Origin of the sequence: Kineococcus glutinatus (genome assembly GCF_039542765.1) — a bacterium.
GTDB lineage: Bacteria > Actinomycetota > Actinomycetes > Actinomycetales > Kineococcaceae > Kineococcus_A > Kineococcus_A glutinatus.
The window spans coordinates 1-13,864 of record NZ_BAABIL010000232.1 but is presented as its reverse complement, the minus strand read 5'-3'; the positions used below and the strand labels follow the sequence as shown (position 1 = coordinate 13,864).

Annotated in this window: 17 protein-coding genes and 1 pseudogene; 8 read left to right on the top strand and 10 right to left on the bottom strand. The window is 76.9% G+C overall.

Annotated features, from left to right (window positions below; translation table 11 throughout):
- Positions 1 to 221 (bottom strand): winged helix-turn-helix domain-containing protein (locus ABEB16_RS09870; RefSeq protein WP_345712086.1); only part of this gene is annotated, 221 nt, incomplete at its 3' end.
- Between the two features lie 294 nt (positions 222 to 515).
- Between ABEB16_RS09870 and ABEB16_RS09865 the strand changes: the two genes are divergently transcribed.
- On the top strand, positions 516 to 1,082 hold the full coding sequence (locus tag ABEB16_RS09865) for a GNAT family N-acetyltransferase (protein ID WP_345712085.1): 567 nt from the start codon (positions 516 to 518) through the stop codon (positions 1,080 to 1,082).
- Between the two features lie 42 nt (positions 1,083 to 1,124).
- Here ABEB16_RS09865 and ABEB16_RS09860 read toward each other — a convergent pair whose 3' ends face one another.
- The 4 genes from ABEB16_RS09860 to ABEB16_RS09845 all read right to left on the bottom strand — a co-directional run bounded on the left by ABEB16_RS09860 (position 1,125) and on the right by ABEB16_RS09845 (position 3,859).
- On the bottom strand, positions 1,125 to 1,760 hold the full coding sequence (locus ABEB16_RS09860; RefSeq protein WP_345712084.1) for a GyrI-like domain-containing protein: 636 nt from the start codon (positions 1,758 to 1,760) through the stop codon (positions 1,125 to 1,127).
- Between the two features lie 50 nt (positions 1,761 to 1,810).
- Entirely contained in the window at positions 1,811 to 2,461 is a 651-nt protein-coding gene (locus ABEB16_RS09855; RefSeq protein ID WP_345712083.1) for a maleylpyruvate isomerase family mycothiol-dependent enzyme, read from the bottom strand.
- A gap of 130 nt (positions 2,462 to 2,591) precedes the next feature.
- Complete coding sequence (locus tag ABEB16_RS09850; RefSeq protein WP_345712082.1) at positions 2,592 to 2,852, bottom strand: putative antibiotic biosynthesis monooxygenase; 261 nt, start codon at positions 2,850 to 2,852, stop codon at positions 2,592 to 2,594.
- A 50-nt stretch (positions 2,853 to 2,902) separates the two neighbouring features.
- Entirely contained in the window at positions 2,903 to 3,859 is a 957-nt protein-coding gene (locus ABEB16_RS09845) for an NAD(P)/FAD-dependent oxidoreductase (protein ID WP_345712081.1), read from the bottom strand.
- A 68-nt stretch (positions 3,860 to 3,927) separates the two neighbouring features.
- On the opposite strand from ABEB16_RS09845, the gene ABEB16_RS09840 reads away from it, so the two are divergent.
- Positions 3,928 to 4,554, top strand: a complete 627-nt coding sequence (locus ABEB16_RS09840; protein ID WP_345712080.1) for a helix-turn-helix domain-containing protein — start codon at positions 3,928 to 3,930, stop codon at positions 4,552 to 4,554.
- Here ABEB16_RS09840 and ABEB16_RS09835 read toward each other — a convergent pair.
- Positions 4,470 to 5,528, bottom strand: a complete 1,059-nt coding sequence (locus tag ABEB16_RS09835; protein WP_345712079.1) for an alpha/beta hydrolase family protein — start codon at positions 5,526 to 5,528, stop codon at positions 4,470 to 4,472. The genes ABEB16_RS09840 and ABEB16_RS09835 overlap by 85 nt on opposite strands.
- Before the next feature lie 27 nt (positions 5,529 to 5,555).
- On the opposite strand from ABEB16_RS09835, the gene ABEB16_RS09830 reads away from it, so the two are divergent.
- From ABEB16_RS09830 to ABEB16_RS09820, 3 genes are all read left to right on the top strand, one after another.
- Positions 5,556 to 6,155, top strand: a complete 600-nt coding sequence (locus ABEB16_RS09830) for a GNAT family N-acetyltransferase (protein ID WP_345712078.1) — start codon at positions 5,556 to 5,558, stop codon at positions 6,153 to 6,155.
- Positions 6,152 to 6,943, top strand: a complete 792-nt coding sequence (locus tag ABEB16_RS09825) for a PaaX family transcriptional regulator (RefSeq protein ID WP_345712077.1) — start codon at positions 6,152 to 6,154, stop codon at positions 6,941 to 6,943. The genes ABEB16_RS09830 and ABEB16_RS09825 overlap by 4 nt, the downstream gene beginning before the upstream one ends.
- 94 nt (positions 6,944 to 7,037) lie before the next feature.
- Positions 7,038 to 7,595 carry a dihydrofolate reductase family protein gene (locus tag ABEB16_RS09820; protein WP_345712076.1) on the top strand — a complete coding sequence of 186 codons (558 nt, stop codon included), beginning with the start codon at positions 7,038 to 7,040 and terminating at the stop codon, positions 7,593 to 7,595.
- Between the two features lie 61 nt (positions 7,596 to 7,656).
- Here the strand turns inward: ABEB16_RS09820 and ABEB16_RS09815 are convergent, their stop codons facing one another.
- Positions 7,657 to 8,133: a DUF488 family protein, N3 subclade gene (locus ABEB16_RS09815; protein WP_345712087.1), complete on the bottom strand. Its 477-nt coding sequence runs from the start codon at positions 8,131 to 8,133 to the stop codon at positions 7,657 to 7,659.
- Between the two features lie 82 nt (positions 8,134 to 8,215).
- Positions 8,216 to 8,611, bottom strand: a complete 396-nt coding sequence (locus ABEB16_RS09810; protein WP_345712075.1) for a RidA family protein — start codon at positions 8,609 to 8,611, stop codon at positions 8,216 to 8,218.
- Positions 8,612 to 8,719: 108 nt separating this feature from the next.
- On the opposite strand from ABEB16_RS09810, the gene ABEB16_RS09805 reads away from it, so the two are divergent.
- Positions 8,720 to 9,694: a helix-turn-helix transcriptional regulator gene (locus ABEB16_RS09805; protein WP_345712074.1), complete on the top strand. Its 975-nt coding sequence runs from the start codon at positions 8,720 to 8,722 to the stop codon at positions 9,692 to 9,694.
- A gap of 34 nt (positions 9,695 to 9,728) precedes the next feature.
- On the opposite strand, the gene ABEB16_RS09800 is transcribed toward ABEB16_RS09805, so the two are convergent.
- Together ABEB16_RS09800 and ABEB16_RS09795 are read right to left on the bottom strand one after the other, a co-directional pair.
- Positions 9,729 to 10,445 (bottom strand): LuxR C-terminal-related transcriptional regulator, encoded by a 717-nt coding sequence (locus ABEB16_RS09800; protein WP_345712073.1) that lies wholly within the window; start codon positions 10,443 to 10,445, stop codon positions 9,729 to 9,731.
- Positions 10,442 to 11,725: a sensor histidine kinase gene (locus ABEB16_RS09795; RefSeq protein ID WP_345712072.1), complete on the bottom strand. Its 1,284-nt coding sequence runs from the start codon at positions 11,723 to 11,725 to the stop codon at positions 10,442 to 10,444. Before ABEB16_RS09795 ends, ABEB16_RS09800 begins: the two co-directional genes overlap by 4 nt.
- Positions 11,726 to 11,840: 115 nt before the next feature.
- On the opposite strand from ABEB16_RS09795, the gene ABEB16_RS09790 reads away from it, so the two are divergent.
- Together ABEB16_RS09790 and ABEB16_RS09785 are read left to right on the top strand one after the other, a co-directional pair.
- Positions 11,841 to 13,532, top strand: a complete 1,692-nt coding sequence (locus tag ABEB16_RS09790) for a PspC domain-containing protein (RefSeq protein WP_345712071.1) — start codon at positions 11,841 to 11,843, stop codon at positions 13,530 to 13,532.
- Positions 13,529 to 13,864: pseudogene (locus tag ABEB16_RS09785) on the top strand (hypothetical protein); the annotation flags it as partial. The gene ABEB16_RS09790 and the pseudogene ABEB16_RS09785, both read left to right, overlap by 4 nt.

Below are 13,864 nucleotides of genomic sequence, written 5' to 3'. Positions count from 1 at the left end.
GCACGGCGCAACCGGGACACCAGGGACTGCAGCGCGCCCGCCCCGCCGGCGGTGCCGTCGGGCCAGACCGCGGCCTCGAGCTCGGGCACGGTGACCACCCGGCCGGCGTCGAGGGCCAGCCGGGCCAGCAGGGCGGCGAGACGGGCGCCGGGCACGGGCAGCGGCCGGCCGTCGCGCAGCACCTCCAGCGGCCCGAGCAGCCCGATGCGCACGTCCTCCACGCGCCCACCCTGCCACCCGTGGTGGGCGCGGTGGGACGTGCGGGTCGCGACGGGCATCGGTGTGGACGCCGACCTGCACCCCGGCGAGCAGGCCGTGCCGGAGGAGCGTCCGCTCCACCGCGATCGTGGCCTCTCGGCGGTGCGCGCGCGTGCCGAAAACCGGGTGCGGCGCGGCGGGCGCGGAACGCAGGATGCCCGCGTGCTGCGAACCCCACCGAGGTCGCGGGAGCGCCGCCGAGGCGCCCTGGTGCCGTCGTTCCCGACGCCCACGTGCTGCGCGCCGGTGGCGGCGCGATGAGGCGGGAGCGGCAGGTCCGCCACCGGGTGGAACAGCCCGAGGACCGGCTCGCCGTGCGGGAGCTGCACCGGGAGGCGTTCGGCGACCACGGGCGGGTGGTGGCCGACCTGGTCGACGGGCTGCGCGCCCGGGTGGGCGCCGGCCACGGGATCTCCCTGGTCGCGGAGGTGGGCGGCGGTGTCGTCGGTCACGTCGTGCTCACCGACGCCCTGCTCGACGCGCCGCGCCGGCTGGTCACCGTGCGCGTGCTCAGCCCGCTGGCCGTGCTGCCGGCGGCCCAGCGCCAGGGCGTCGGGCGGGCCCTGGTCGCAGCCGCCCTGCAGCACGAGAGCACGCGAGCGGTTCCCGTCGTGTTCGTCGAGGGTGATCCCGGCTACTACTCGCGCCTGGGTTTCGAGCCCGGCGGTCCGCACGGCTTCCGCAAGCCCTCCCTGCGGATCCCCGACGCCGCCTTCCAGGCCTTCCTGCTCCCGTCGCACGAGCCGTGGATGACGGGCACGCTCGTCTACCCCGACGTGTTCTGGCGGCACGACGCCGTCGGTCTCCGCGACCCCGGCGCCTGACACCCACCCCGGCCGCCGGATCCCGCGCCCCGCGACGGCCGGTCAGGCCCGCTCCGGCCGTGCCGGCCCCACCGGCTGGCGCAGGATCGTCCGGAGCCGGTCCGGGGCGGTGCGGCGCGGGTCGCTGAGGTAGATCTCGTGGTGCTTGCCGCGCATCACGAGGCCCTGCTCGGGGACGAAGCGGGTGTGCAGGTCGTCCAGCACGGGGCCCTCCGCGTCGAAGGACCCGATGTGCAGCGTCTGCGCGCACAAACCCTCGTCGAGCACTTCGACGCGGACGCGCTCCACGGGCAGCGAGGGTTTCCGGGCGGCCACCGACTCCCGCGCGGCCGCGACGTGCTCCGCCCCGAGCCAGTGCGGCGTCATCAGCATCATCGTCCAGTCCCACGCCGACTTGTCCCGCTCCCGGGTGAACACGGCCATGTCCGCCGCCCACCACAGCCCCTCGAGGGGTGGGATCACGTAGTCGCGGCCGAGCTCGGCCCTGCTTGCGAACTTCAGCGCGTACGCCAGCGGGTACAGCACCTCCAGCGCTCGCGCGTACCCCGGTGAGGTGTTGGGGTCCCCGTGGCCGTCGACCGCGAGGTACCGCAGGGGTGGGACCTCGACGAGGCGGAACTCGCCCCGCCGGGCCCGGTAGGAGTCGAGGCTCTTCCTGACGTCGGTCTTCACGGTCACCACCGTTCCCCCCGGAGCGCGCGTGCGGAAGGGTGCGGGCGGACGTTGCGCTACGTGCCGGAGCAGCGCCCGCGCAGCACGGGCAGGCCGGGGCCGGTGAGGTCGTCGCAGTACGCCTGCCGCCCGGCCGCGGCCATGGTGAGCGCCAGCGTCGTCCCGCTCACGAGGGGGCCCTCACCCGTCGCGAAGGGGCCGTCCGTGGCCTCTAGGCGCAGACCCCGGATCGTGCTGCGGCTGGTGACGGTGAAGTCCCGCCCGGCGAAGAACCGCGCGACGGCGGTGACGGTCTCCACCGGCGGCGTGTGGGGCAGGCCCAGCGGCCGGCGGACGTCCTGGGCGTGGACGACGACCTCGCCCAGCCACGCCGCGGTGGGGCCCGGCGGTGCGGTCGTGCTGGTGGTCACCCGGCGGAAACGCGCCAGCGTCTCGGCCGGGGTCGCGCCGCGGTGCTCGGCCAGGCGGCGCTGGTTGTGCAGGTCGAAGTCGAAGCGTGCACCCACGACGCTGGCGATCCAGCGCAGCGGGCCGGTGCTCGCCGCGGCGGTGAGGTGGGCGACGACCTCCTCCACCGACCAGCGCCCGCACAGCGACGGCAGCGCCCACCGTGCCGCGTCGAGGCCCGCGAGGTCGTCGGCGAGGGCCGCGCGTTCGGTGTGGGCGGCGGCCCACAGGGTTTCGCGTGTCGTGGTGGCACCGGGCACGGGGTTCCCCCTGTCGTCGGGCCGGCCCCGCCGGTGGCGGTCCGCCGTGGTCGGACCCGTCGGTCCGGGGCCAGTATCCAGCGGGTCGCCGCAGGCGGCCGGCGGCTCGCCGGCCGCCGCCCTCCCGGTGTCACCGGCCGCGGGCCGCCCGGGTCAGCAGGCGGACGCGCAGCCGGTGCAGCTGCGGCATCAGCCCGTAGACGACGATCGGCACGGCGATCGTGGCGAGCACGAAGGTGCGGGTGACGGGCGCGAGGGTGCTGAGCCAGTCGCCGAGGGCGACGTTGAGCACCGTGAGCGTCGGGAAGACGGCCAGCCAGATCATCAGGGCGAGCTGGTGCCTGGTCGGCGGTCCGGCGGGTGCGGGGCGCGGTGCGGACGAGGCGGTCATGGTCCCTCCGGGGTGATCGGGGTCTGGTGCGGGGTGGCGGGCCGGGTGGTTCAGGCGACGTGGCCGCGGCCGAAGGCGTCGACCGCGTCCCGGACGTCCACCTCGACGAGGTGGGCGTTGACGGCCAGAGCAGCGGTGGAACCCTCGCCGGCGGCGGTGACGACCTGGGCGCGCGGGTTGGCGATGTTCCCGGCGACCCAGACGCCCGGAACGCTGGTGCGACCGTCCGCGTCCCGGACCGGCCAGCCGTGCTCGTCGAGCTCGCAGCCGAGGCCCGCGAGCAGTCCGCTGTTCGGCACGAACCGCGGCGGCACGAACAGGACGTCGCGGGGCACGACGCGGCCACCGCCGAGCGCGACACCGCGCAAGCGGTCCTCCGCCACGACGACGTGCTGCACGTCGCCCTCGACGATCCCGACGGCGCGGGCCACCAGCTCGCACCGCTCCGGGTCCGTGAGCCGGCCGGTGGGGGTGAAGTACACGACGTCGTGGCTCCACTGGCGCACGATCTGCGCGTAGCGGACCGCGCCGGCACCTCCGCCCAGGACGCCGAGCTTCCTGCCCCGGACCTCGTGGCCGTGGCAGTACGGGCAGTGCAGCACGTCGCGCGCCCACCGGGCGCGCAGCCCGGGGACGTCGGGCAGCTCGTCGCGCAGACCCGTGGTGACCAGCAGCGCCCGCGCCGACACGTGGCGGCCGTCGGCGAGCAGCACCCGGAAACCCCGGTGGCCGTCGGGGAGCAGTTCGGTGGCGGTCCCGTCGATGATCGTGCCCCCGTAGCCGGTCACCTCGGCGCGGCCCGCCGCCAGCAGCTCGGCGGGCGGCAGGCCGTCACGGGACAGGAACCCGTGCACGTGGGTGGCGGGTGCGTTGCGCGGGCTGCCGGAGTCCAGCACCGCGACCCGCCGGCCGGCCCGGGACAGCACCAGGGCCGCGGAGAGCCCGGCGGGGCCACCGCCGATCACCGCGACGTCGACGTCCTCCGTGCCACGAGCTCGTTCTCCCATGCCACGAGCCTGGCCCCGGACCGCCGGCGTGCCCACGGACGTTGCCGTTCCCGGGACGGGTGCGTTCAATGAGCCCCGTGGAGGACGGGACGGCGACCATCGCGGCCGCGCTGGAGCAGGTGGCGCCGAGGTTGCGGCGGCTGCGGGACCAGCGCGGCACCACCCTCACCGAGCTCGCCGCCGCGACGGGGATCTCCAGGAGCACCCTGTCGCGGCTGGAGACCGGGCAGCGCCGCCCCAGCCTGGAACTCCTCCTCCCGCTGTCCCAGGTGTACCGGGTACCGCTGGACGACCTCGTGGGCGCCCCCGACGTCGCCGACCCCCGCATCCGGCTCAGGCCCCGGCGGCTGAAGGGGCACACCGTCATCCCGCTCTCGCGCCACCCGGCCGCCGCCCAGGCGTGGAAGATCGTCATCCCGACGTCGAAGACGACCCCCGAGCCGAGGGTGCACGAGGGGCACGGGTGGCTCTACGTGCTCTCCGGGCGCATGCGGCTGGTGCTCGGTGACGAGGACGTCGTCCTGGAGCAGGGCGAGGTCGTCGAGTTCGACACCGCGACACCCCACTGGTTCGGCAGCACGGGCGAGGACGTGGCGGAGGTCCTCAGCCTCTACGGCCGCCCCGGCGAGCGCATGCGCAGGTTCGCCGTGCCCGCTGCCGCCGGCGGGGCGAGCGCGGCGAGGAAGTCGCGGTAGGTGCTGAGCACCCCGGGCGCCAGCAGCGCCCGCGGCCGGGCGACCGCGGCGAGCAGGCCGAGCGCGTCGGACTCCTCCACCGCCGGCCGGGCCATCGAGTGCGCCGCCTCGAAGCGGGCGACCGTGACGTCGTCGCCGAGGATCCGCCGGTAGGTGGCCTCGGTCTCGTCGACGTCGACGTTGCGGTCCTCGGAGCCCAGGGTCAGCAGGACGGGCAGGTGCCGCGCGGCCGCCGCCTCCAGGTCGGCGGTCGCGTCGGCGCGGAAGTTGCGCGCGACGAAACCCCAGCGCTCCGCGTCCATCGGGTCGGCCTCCGTCGTCCGCGCGAGGTACCGGGTGTGGTCGGCCCCGGACTCCAGCAGCGCACGCGTGCGGTCGCTGGCCGCGACGGCCTCCTCCCGCGCGGCCTCGTCGGCGCCGGCGTGGTCGAGCTCGGCGAGCAGGTTGAACCGACCCTGCCGCAGCCAGTTCACCGCCGGGCTGACGGCGACGACGGCGTCGACGTCGGAGCGGGTCCGGACGACCTGCGGCAGCACCCACCCCGCCTGGCTGGCCCCCCACAGCACCGTGGTGCCCGTCGGCAGGTCGGGCTGCGCCGCGGCCCAGCCCAGGACGTGCGAGACCTCCGCGGCGCGCTCGTCCATGCTCTGCGACAACCAGTTCCCGCTGGAGGCGCCCACGCCCGGCTTGCTCCAGGACAGCGTCGCGAAGCCGGCGTCGGCAGCGGCCTCGAACCACGGCCGGTACAGGCCGTCGTGGGTGGCGTCGACCGGTCCGTCGCCGTGCACGAAGACCACCAGGCCCCGCGCGGTTCCCCGCGGGCGGGCCACGACCGCCTCCAGGGCCCCTCCCGGCACGGGGACGACGACCCGCTCCTCCTCGAAGCGGTAGTCGTTGCCGGCCGCCACCAGCAGGCCCAGCCCCAGGGCGAGCGCGGCCAGGACCGCGAGGCCTCGAAGTATCGTTCTCGTCACGGTCGTAGCGTATGCGATAGTTGGCGGGTGGAGATCGGGCTCGGTGTCGCGGCGGCGGAACGGGCGCGCGTCGGCGCGCTGTACTGGGAGGCGTTCGGGGCGAAGCTGGCCCCCGCCTTCCGCGACGGCGCGACCGGTCGTGCGGAGATCACCGCGGCCGTGGTCGCCGACCGCTTCCTCGTCGCCCGCGACGGCGCGGACGTGCTGGGGGTCTGCGGGTTCCGCACGGGCGGACGCGGTGCGGTGGACTGGTCGTGGCGGGCGACGCGGTCGAGGCTGGGGTCCGTCGCGGCCCTCAGGGCGGCGGCGGTCCTCGTCCCGCTGCACCGGGCCGACGTCCGCGGTGTCCTCGTGCTGGACGGGTTGTGCGTCGCGGCGGACCGGCGTGGTGCCGGGACCGGATCGGCCTTGCTCGCCGCCGCCGCCGACCTCGCGGCGCACCGGGGCGACCGCGCCGTCCGGCTGAGCGTGGTCGACACCAACTCCCGCGCCGAGGCGCTGTACCGGCGCCGGGGTTTCACCGTCGTCGAGGAGGGCGACGTGGGCCCGCTCGCAGGTGTCTACGGTTTCCGCCGCTACCGCACGCTGCAACGCCCCGTCGCCGGAGCGGCGGGGGGACGGCGGTGACGCCTCCACCGGTCCCCGCGCCGCGGACGGTGGTGGAGGCGTTCCTGCCGTTGCGGGGCGACGTGGTCCTCGCCCCGGTCTACGACACCGCCAACGCGGTCGGCCTGGGCGACCAGCCGGTCCGGCTGACGATCCGCCGCCTCGTCGCCGCCGGTGACGTCGAGCAGCACGGCCGCGGCCGCGCCGGCACCCTGCGGCTGACGCCGACCGGACGGGCCCGGATCGAGCGCGACCGGCTCGCGCTGCGCCTGGCGCAGGCGCAGGACGCCGGGCTGGCGCCCTGGGACGGCACCTGGCACCTGCTCGCGGTCAGCGTCGAGGAGTCGGCCCGCGCCGTGCGGGACGCGCTGCGCCGCGACCTCACCGCCGCCGGCGCCGCCGCGGTGTCCACCGGGCTGTACGTCAGCCCGCACGACCTGTCCGCGATGCTGGGGGCCACCGACCGCCGCCACCTCGTCCTGGCCACCGCGGACCACCTCCAGGTGCGGGGGACCGGCGACCCGCTCGCCCTCGCCGAGCAGCTGTGGCCGGCCGCACCCGTGGACCAGGCGTACGACGCCCTCGCCGCCGTGCTCGCCCGGCCCCCCGCGCCGGATCCGCTCGTGCAGCAGCTGCGGCTGGCCGACGCCCTGGAGCGGTCCCTGCGCGACGACCCGCTGCTGCCGCACGAACTGCGCCCCCGGCCGTGGCGCCCGGCGCACCTGCGCCGGCGGTGGTACGCGGCGTGGACGTCGCTGGCCGAGAGGCTCGGTGACGGGGCGCTCTACCGCGGATGGCTGGACGCGTGAGGGCGCAGGGCCGGGCGATGAGTTCCGGGCCGTGCCGGGGTCACACCGTGCAGGACGGCCGGTGGGCCGGCGAACTCGTGGCTGGGGGAGACGCATGGCCAAGCTCGTCTACTCGATGATCACCTCGCTCGACGGCTACGCCAAGACCGAGGAGGGCGGCCTCGGCACCGGGGCGGACGACCCGGAGGTGCACACCTTCATCGGCGACGTCTTCCGCCCCTTCGGCACGTACCTCTATGGCCGCCGGACGTACGAGACGATGGTCTGGTGGGAGACCGCGCACACCGAGCCCGACGTGCCGCCGCACATCCTGCAGTACGCCCGCGACTGGCAGGCCGCGGAGAAGGTCGTGTACTCCACGACGCTGGGATCGGTCTCCAGCGCGCGGACCAGGATCGAGCGCACCTTCGACCCCGACGCGGTGCGCAGGCTCAAGGCCGAGGCCGACACCGACCTCACCATCGACGGCCCGGACCTCGCCGCCCAGGCCGTCGTCGCCGGCCTGGTCGACGAGTACCACCTGTTCACCACCACCACCGTGGTCGGTGGTGGCACCCGGTTCTTCCCCGACGGCGTGCGCCTCGACCTCGACCTCGTCGAGCAGCGCACCTTCGGCAGCGGGCTGATCTACGCGCGCTACCGCACCCGCTGAGCCGCGACGGCACCGGAAGCCGGCCCACCCGGGCCGGGGGCGGGCGTCCCGGTCCGGCACGTCACGACGGGCGCAGGTGCTCGATCGCGACGCGGTGCCGCTCGCGCAGCCGCTGCGCGATCAGCGACCGGTGGCAGGCCTCGGCGTCGAGCTCGACGCAGAACAGCGCCGCCGTCCCGCTCCCCGACGGCACCGGCACGATCGGCGCGAGGTCGGCGCGGTCGAGGACCTCGGCGGTGTAGCGGCGGGCGTACTCGTCGGCCAGTTCGCGGCGTGAGCGCTTGCCGACCCCGCGGCGGGCGTCCTCGGCGTACTGGAGCCGGCGCAGCTCGGTGGTCGGGGCCAGCTCGGGGTGGTGCTCGTACCCGATGCGGGCGCGGGCCAGGGCCGCCTGCAGCCGCAGCGAGTTCGCCCAGGAGTACTCGGGTCCGCGGACACCGCGGCGCTGGCGCACGTCGAGCAGCAGGTGGACGTCGGCGTGCTGCAGCCGCCGGACGAAGGATTCGCCGTCGAAGCCGTACACGCCGATCGTCGCCATCTCGGGTGCCGGCGACCGCCGGCGCGCCTCCGCCGCCCGGGTCGTCCGGGCCCGCGCGGGCAGCGGGGTCGTGCGGTCGGTGTCACGCAACGGCGGTGCCCTCCAGCTCGACCAGCTGGCCGGGGACCGCCAGCCGCGTCACCCCGAGCATCGTGGTCGCCGGCGCCGCCCCCGCGGCGCCCAACCGCGACGCCAGCACGCCGTAGTGCTGCAGCAGCAGGTCGACGTCGCTCGTGTAGACGGTGAGCCGCACGAGGTCCGCGAGGGACATCCCCGCCCCGGCGAGCACGGCCTCCAGGTTGTCGGTGCTCAGCGCCAGCTGCGCCGCCATGTCCCCCTCGTGCCGGGGCCGGCCGTCGCCGCTCATGGCGGTCTGCCCGGAGCACCAGAGGGTCCGGGTGTGCCCGGAGACGACCTCGCCCTGGTTGAACCCCATCGCCGCCGACCACGTCACCGGGTTGATCGCAGTTCGTTCCACAGCAGTTCAGCTCCATCCGCTCCGTCGAGGGTTCCTCGAAAGCCCGACGGCTCCAGCCTCCCGACGATTGACGACATCCCCGGTCGTGTATTCCGCTACGGTTCTCGGGTGCGCGCCGACCGGCTGGTCTCGCTGGTGCTGCTGCTGCGCCAGCGCGGCCGGCTGACCGCGGCAGCGCTGGCCCGGGAGCTGGAGGTGACCCCCCGCACCGTGCAGCGCGACATCGAGGCGCTGTCCGCGGCCGGCGTCCCGGTGTACGCCGAACGCGGCCGGCACGGCGGGTACGCGCTGCTGCCCGGTTTCGCGACCGAGCTCACCGGGCTGAACCACGACGAGGCCCTGGCCCTCGTGGTCGCCGGGTCCCGGCACGGCGAGCGGGTGCTGGGCCTCGGCCCGGCGCTCGCCTCGGCCGTGCGCAAGGTGGCCGACGCGCTGCCCGAGAAGCACCGCGCCACCGCGAGCGACGCGGCCCGCCGGGTGCTCCTCGACCCGGGGACCGACCTCGTCCCGCGCCGGGTGGTTCCCGAGGAGGTACCCGCCCGGGCGTTGGCCGAGGTCCGGCGCGCGGTCCTCACCGGGCACAGGTTGCGCATCCGCTACGCGGCCACCGACCAGCCGCCGCGGTGGCGCACCGTGGACCCGATCGGCCTGGTCACCTCGGGGGAGCGGGTCTACCTGCTGGCCACCAGGTCCGGCGAGGACCGCACCTACCGGCTCTCGCGGGTGCTGGCCGCGGAGGAACTCCCCGAACCGGCGCGGCGGCCGGACCACGTCGACCTCGACCGGCTCTGGCGGGAACGCTGCGCGCAGTTCCTGGCCGGGGGCGACCGGCTCACCGCGCTGGTGCGGGTGGACCCGGCGCGGCGGGACGACCTCGCGGGCACCGTGCTGGCCGTGCGCGCCGAGGACCCCGACGCCGACGGCTGGCTGCGGCTGGAGGTCACCTTCCAGGACCTCCGGCACGCGGTGTGGGCGCTGTGGCGCCTCGCCGCGGACGCCGAGGCCCTCGCCCCGCCGTCGCTGCGCACCGTCCTGCGCGACCGCACCGCCGCGCTCGCCGCCCGCTACGGGGTGCCCGCCTGAGGGCCACCACCCGCCGCGGGCCGCGCGCCCGGCCTCACAGCAGCCGGCGCGCCGCCGCCCAGCGGGTCAGCTCGTGCCGGCTGGACAGCTGCAGCTTGCGCAGCACCGACGACACGTGCGTCTCCACCGTCTTCACCGAGATGAACAGCTCCCGCGCGACCTCCTTGTAGGCGTACCCGCGCGCGATGAGCCGCATCACCTCCCGCTCCCGCGCCGAGAGCCGGTCCAGCTCGTCGTCCACGGCCGCCACCTCGCCCGCGGCGGCGCCGAACGCGTCCAGCACGAAACCCGCCAGCCGCGGGGAGAACACCGCGTCCCCGCCGGCGACCCGGTGCACCGCGTCGGCCAGCTCCGCCCCGTCGATGCTCTTGGTGACGTACCCGCGCGCCCCGCGGCGGATGACGGCGATGACGTCGTCGGCGGCGTCGGAGACGCTCAGGGCGAGGAAGCGCACCGGCCGCTCCCCGGTGAGCAGGTCCGCGCACCGGTGCAGCACCTCCGCACCGCCCGAGCCGGCGGTGGCCGTCGGCACGGCACCCTCGGTGTCGGGCAGGTGCACGTCGAGCAGCACCACGTCGGGGCGCTCGCGGTGCACCACGGCCACCGCCCCGGACACGTCCGCAGCCTCGCCCACCACCTCGATGCCCGCGTCCACCGCCAGTTCCGCGCGCACCCCGCTGCGCACCATCCGGTGGTCGTCGACGATCACCACCCGCACGCCGGCGGCGCCCCCCTGCCCGTCCGCGCTCACCGCGTCCCCTCCCCGTGCTCGCCCGGCGGGGGCGGTGGCAGCCGCAGCGCCACCTCGGTGCCCCCGCCGGGCGCCGGGCGGACCTCGGCCCGGCCACCCGCGCGCTGCATGCGCCCCAGGATGGACTGCCGCACGCCGAGGCGGTCCTCCGGCACCGCCGACAGGTCGAAACCGGGGCCGCGGTCGCGGACGAACACCTCCACGCCCGCCGGGCCGTCGGCCTCGGCGTAGACGCTCACGACGCCCCCGCCGTGGCGGGCGGCGTTGAGCAGCGCCTCGCGGCAGGCCTGCACCAGCGCGGTGGTCCGCCGGTCGAGGTTCCGCTCGTCGAGGTCGCCGACGACGATGACGTCGACGGTGGCGCCGTGGGCGTCCTCCACCTCCGCGGCCACCGCGCGCAGCGCCGCCCCGAGGGTTCCGTCGCCGGTGCTGCTGCTGCCGTACAACCAGGAACGCAGGTCCCGCTCCTGCGAGCGCGCCAGCCGCGCCACCTCCGCGGGGTCCCCGGCGCGGCGCTGGATGAGGGCGAGGGTCTGCAGCACGGAGTCGTGGATGTGCGCGGCGAACTCCGCGCGCTGCTGCTCCCGGGCCAGGGCGGCGCGCTCCTCCCCGAGCTCCGACCACAGCCGCACCGCCCAGGGCGCCAGCACGAGGCCGGTGCCGGCGAGCACGACGAGCGCGGCCAGCAGCGACGTCCACAGCAGCGTGACGTCGGCGCGGCCCAGCAGCAGCACGACGCCCACGCCGACGAGCAGGATGCCGGCGGTGACCCGGGCGGCGGCGACGCGCCCGCGGTTGCGGTCGAACCCGGCGCCGTGCACGAGCCGGGCGCGGCGGGTGCTGTCCAGCTCGCTCCAGGCCAGGACGACACCGGCCAGCACGGCCAGCACCGGCACGACGGTGCGGGCGCTGAGGTCGGTGCCGGTGAGGCGCAGCGCGCTGGTGGCGCCGATGACCACGAGCCCGGCGCCGACGAGGGCGTCGCGGTGCTCGCGCACCCACGTGCCGGGGTCGCGGCGCAGGGAGCGGGCGCTGCCGGGCGGGGCGTCGGCGTCGCGGGCGTCGGGCACGAACAACCAGCAGGTGGCGTAGAACGCCAGGCCGAACCCCGCGACGAGGGACAGGGCCAGCAGCGCGGCGCGCAGCCGTCCCACGGGGATGCCCACATGCGCGACGAGGCCGGCGGCGACGACGGCGACCCGGCGGCCCGCGACGGGGCGCACGAGCGGCCCGGCGGGCGCTGCCGGTGGTGCGGCGGGCGGTGCTGCGGTGCTGCTCACGCTGCGATCGTGGCACGCGCGGCCGGGGCGGCGCTGCCCCCGGCGGTGGTCACCGAGGCCGGGTGGGGGATCCCCCTGATGGTGGTTCGGGGCGTCCGGGCGCCAGCATCGGGGCATGGACACGCAGGAGCAGCCGGCGATCGCCGGTGCCGACCCGGCGCCCGGGGGTGGGACCCGGTCCGGGAACGACGGTGCGCCGGGCGCGAACGCCTGCACGGCGCAGGAGCGGTTCTTCGGAGCCGTGCGCGGTCTGGGCGCCGAGCGCGCCGCGGACCGCTGGTTCACGGGCGTGTGCGCCGGGCTGGCGCACCGCTTCGGGGTGGACCCGGTCGTGGTGCGGGCGCTGTTCGCGGCGCTCACCGTCGCCGGCGGCCTGGGGCTGGCCCTCTACGGCGTCGCGTGGTTGCTGCTGCCCGGCCGCGACGGGCGCATCGAGGCCGAGCGCGCGCTGCGCGGCGACGTCTCCGGCGCCGCGGTGGCGGCCGGCGTCCTCGTGGTGCTGGACCTGGCCACCGGCCAGGGGGTGTTCGCGTGGGAGAGCTGGGGCGCCGCGCCCGGCTGGGGCGTGCTCATCACGTTCCTGGCGCTGGCCGGGGTGTGGTGGCTGCTGCGCGACCGGCTGCCGCAGTTCCTCGGTGGTTCGCAGCCGAACCCGCCGCGGTGGGTGCCCCGCGCGGCGGCGCCCACCGCTGCCGGTGACGTTGCGGCGCCCGCCGGGGAGACCGCCGCGCCGCGGTTGTCGCTGCGCAAGGAGCACCCCGCCGACGCCCCCGCCGCCGCGGCCGCCGAGGACGCGGCGGAGGAGGCGGCGGAGGTCCCGTGGTGGGAGCAGCCCGGCGTCCCGCCCGCCGTGCAGCGCGCGCAGCGGGAGTTCGAGAAGGCCCGCAAGGAGTTCCAGCGCGGCCGCGAGCAGTTCTCCCGCGGCGCGGAGAAGGCGGCCCTGGCGGTCGCCGAGGCCGAGCGGCGCCGGCTGGCGGCCGAGCGGCGCAAGCGGGAGCGCGCGCTACGCCGCCGCCCGGGGTCGCCGCTGCTGACCACCGCCGTCGTCGGCCTCGCCCTGGTGGTCGCGGGCGCCGTGGTGCTGGCCGACCGGGTGGGCGTCCTGCCGGGGCACCCGCTGCCGCTGGCGCTGGCCGCGGCGACGTTCGTCACCGGTGTGGGCGCGCTCCTGGCGGGGCTGCGGGGCCGCCGCGGAGGTGGCGACGGCCTGGGCTGGGTGCTGGCGGTGCTGGCGGCCCTGACGGCGCTGGTGCCGATGCAGCCGGGCCCGCTGCGGGCCGGGGAGCAGTGGTGGACGCCGGACGGGACGGACCAGGCCCGCAGCGTCCTGGTCGGGGACTTCCACGTCTCCACCGAGGACCTGGCGCGCAGCGCCGGGGGAGCGGCACCGCAGGTCGAGGCGTCCCTCGGGACGGGCCGGCTGGTCGTGGCGGGCGCTGCGGAGCAGACGGTGCTGGTGGTGACCCGGGTGGCGACGGGGCGGGTGGAGGTCGACGCGCCCGGGGCGCGGCGGCTGACGGGTCCGGAGGCGGACCGGGTGGCGCAGGAGTACGCGGGGGAGGGCGCCGGTGAGGTGCGCTCCTACGTCGTGGGCGAGGACGCGGCGCAGGTCGCGCAGCGCGCGGCCGGCGTGGCGTCGGGCGTGGACGCGGTGGTCGTGGCCACGGTCGGGGCGGGCCAGGTGCTGATCGCCGGGCCGGGCAGCGCCCCGCAGGTGCCGGAGGCACCGCAGGCGCCCGAGGCGCCGGTGGTGCGCGACGGTGCCGGAGTGACGATCGACCTGGGGCTGACGGGAGCGGGACGATGAACGGCACCGGCGACGGGTACGGGCGGCAGGACGCCGCGCAGGAAGACGCCGCGCAGCAGGACGCCGGGCAGCAGGACGCCGGGCGCTGGAACACCGAGATCCCGCAGGGGGCCGGTGAGCCGCCGGTGGCCGGGACCCCCACCGCCCCGGTGGCCGAACCCCTGGCTGAGCCCCTGGTCGAACCCCCGGCCGAACCGCTGGCCCGGCCGGAGTGGACGGTGAACGCCACCGGGGTGCTGTCCGGGCTGCTGCTGGTCGCGGTCGCGGTGGGCGTCGTGCTGTACGAGGTCGTCGGGTACCTGCTGGACTGGCGCTGGGCGCTGGCCGGGGTG